Source organism: Anaerosalibacter massiliensis, assembly GCF_024623155.1.
In the GTDB taxonomy this organism is placed as follows: Bacteria; Bacillota; Clostridia; order Tissierellales; family Sporanaerobacteraceae; genus Anaerosalibacter; species Anaerosalibacter massiliensis.
In genome coordinates this window covers 1-2,680 of sequence record NZ_JANJZL010000030.1, presented here as the reverse complement: position 1 = coordinate 2,680, position 2,680 = coordinate 1, and the positions used below count along the sequence as shown (strand labels likewise).

The 2,680-nt window shown below is 26.9% G+C and carries 2 protein-coding genes and 1 pseudogene; 1 reads left to right on the top strand and 2 read right to left on the bottom strand.

Going from position 1 to position 2,680, the window contains the following annotated elements; genetic code table 11:
- Nucleotides 1–17 precede the first annotated feature (17 nt).
- Nucleotides 18–122 (bottom strand): annotated as a pseudogene (locus tag NSA23_RS16405) (EF-Tu C-terminal domain-related protein); the annotation flags it as partial.
- A gap of 229 nt (nt 123–351) precedes the next feature.
- Nucleotides 352–1,029 (bottom strand): hypothetical protein, encoded by a 678-nt coding sequence (locus NSA23_RS16400; protein ID WP_257490797.1) that lies wholly within the window; start codon nt 1,027–1,029, stop codon nt 352–354.
- Nucleotides 1,030–1,322: 293 nt separating this feature from the next.
- Here NSA23_RS16400 and NSA23_RS16395 point away from each other — a divergent pair, with 293 nt between their 5' ends.
- On the top strand, nt 1,323–2,573 hold the full coding sequence (locus NSA23_RS16395; protein ID WP_257490796.1) for a plasmid recombination protein: 1,251 nt from the start codon (nt 1,323–1,325) through the stop codon (nt 2,571–2,573).
- The last annotated feature ends 107 nt before the right edge of the window (nt 2,574–2,680 follow it).

Here is a 2,680-nt window from a genome sequence, read left to right as displayed (position 1 = left end):
CCTTTAATATTTTCATCTTATGCAATAATATTAGTAACAACTCCAGAACCTACTGTTCTTCCACCTTCACGAATTGAAAATCTTAATCCTTCTTCTATAGCTATTGGTGTTATTAGTTCAATTGTGATGTATCAAGATAAGAAAGAACATAAAAAACCCCCTGAAAAAAACACATTTTTTAGGGGGTTTTTATCTTTACTTTATTACTTTATATTATTTTAAATTATTATTTTTTTGCTTTATTAATTTCAATAATTTACGTAAAAAATAAAAAAATAAAGGTAATAAAGCTATCATTATAATAAATTTAAAAACATTCATTATAAAATCCATTATATTTCAACCTCGCTATTAAATTTTATTCGCATAATGATGAACTCTTCCTTCAACCATTGGAGCACCTGCTTTAACCCTGATAACTTTATCTAATTTTGGAATTGGAACTGCTAGATAATTTTGAACTTGAAATTTATAATTTTGTGTAAGTCTTTTTCCACCATCAGTTACTTGAGCAGTTGACTTTATAACTCTTTTTAACTTAGAATATGAGGAACTTGAGTATTGGGAAACTGACGAACTTACAGCTCTTGTCCAACGTTTTTTACCTTTTGAAGTAGTATATCTTCCTGTTGCAGTATATCTGATTTTCAAACCATTATAGACCTCTGAGTAATGATGCAATGTTGCAACACCAGAAGTAGCCCTAGCTCTACTATAAGTATTGTTAGATAAACTATAAGGTAATGAAATATTAGGCTCATCTACAATATGAATATCTTCCATTTTAATTTCCTTAGGTTTGTTTAATTCTTCTATTATGATTTTTTCTAATTCTTCTAATGAATAAATACTATCTTCTGGTACTTCATTTGCTAACGGAGTAGAAGATTCAATTTCTAATCCATACTTTTCTAATAATTCATTAATATTTTTTTCATTCAGCTCAGTAGCATTACCATCTGCAAAAGAACTTATCGGAAATATAGGTATTAATAAAAGCACTAATAAAATACTTAACATTTTTTTCATAGTAATTCCTCCTTATTTTAAAATGATTAAAACTATACCATCCTTTATAAATTATTCTTTATAAATTATTATTTTCCTTTCAAAAACGGGAAAATTTTATTTCATTTTCTAAAAAGTACCCTTTAAAAAAAAGCCTATATTAGCAAACTTTCTTTTGTTTTTTTAGCCTCGCAGAGCATTTTCAATAGTGATATGCAATGTCACTATTGCGAAAATGTTACTCTTTGCCAAAGAGTAACAGAAATGCTAATGTATTATATATAAAATACATTAGCAAAGGGGATAAAAAAATAATGAAAGTTGTAAAGTCAGAAAGAAGTATTTCTTTCAAAAAAGCTACTAATAAAACTTCAATAAAACATAACAATAGAAAATTAGATAAGGAAGAAAAAGAAAATAAATGGCATGATCACATTGATTTTGATAGAACCCATTTGAATAAAATTCTTGTTCAAGAAGATATAAAAGATACATATAAAAAAATTTTTGGGGATGCAGTCAAAGAATATAATGCAAAACAAAAAAGAAATGATAGGAAAATTAAAAATTACTATTCCAAAGTTTTAAAAGATAAAAAATTACAGCCACAAAGAGAATTTATTGTACAAATTGGTGAAAGAGATGACTATGAATCAAAGGAGGATTGGGAAGTTGCTAATAAAATTTTAACTAATTATGTTGAAAAATTTGAGGAAAGAAACTCCAATTTTAAAATTTACAATGCAGTTATTCATAATGATGAATCTACACCACATTTACACCTAAATGTAATTCCAGTTGCTACTGGATACAAACGTGGTTTGCAAAAACAACCTTCCTTCGATAAGGCTCTGAAACAACAAGGAATTGAGTACGATAAAAATGATAGTAGGTCACTATTTCGAAATTTTAGGAATAACGAAATTGACTTTCTTGAAAAAGAGATGCAGAACTATCAAATTGGAAGAAAAATAGTTGGTACTAACAGTATAAAAAATCATCATGAGTATAAAGAACTAAAAAAAGAATTAGAAAAAATGCAAAATGAACTTGATGAAAAAATAGAGGATTCTATAGAAATTGAAAATGAACTTAAATTCTTAGAAGAGGAAAAAGAAAAAATAATTAAAACTGTTAAGGAAACACACATAGAAGAATTTAAAGGTTACAAAAGTAAAGAACATAGTACCAATGATTTTATTTTAATTAAAAGAGTGGATTTTGATCGTTTACATCAGCAAAATGAAAGTATTCCTCTGATTTTAGCTGAAAACAAACAATTAAAAGAAGATAATAAAAAATTAGAAGAAGAAAAAACAGAAAAAGATATTCAAATAGATGATTACAATGAAATGTTAGAGATGGCTCGTAAACGCCTAAATTCGTTTTTAGAGGGTGGCAATGATTTATGGGATAGATGTATCACTTATGCTTCTAAATTCCATAAGAAGAGCAAACAAATAGCTAATAAAGATATGATAAACAATAAGGATGGTGAAAAAGATTTTGAGGACTGGAAAAAACAAAAAGAAATGGTAGCAAAAAGAAATATGTACTTTAGATAAATATTTTTTAGGTTTTAAGGATTGAGGAAGGAAAAACAGACCCTTACCATAATGCACTAAATCTAAAGTTTCTACCACCCTTAACTACCTTAGCTACACGATTTATA

Bases quoted from the DNA above. Each gene is read 5' to 3' on its own strand.
- NSA23_RS16395 (WP_257490796.1), top strand. From the start codon at position 1,323: ATGAAAGTTGTAAAGTCAGAAAGAAGTATTTCTTTCAAAAAAGCTACT.
- NSA23_RS16400 (WP_257490797.1), bottom strand. From the start codon at position 1,029: ATGAAAAAAATGTTAAGTATTTTATTAGTGCTTTTATTAATACCTATA.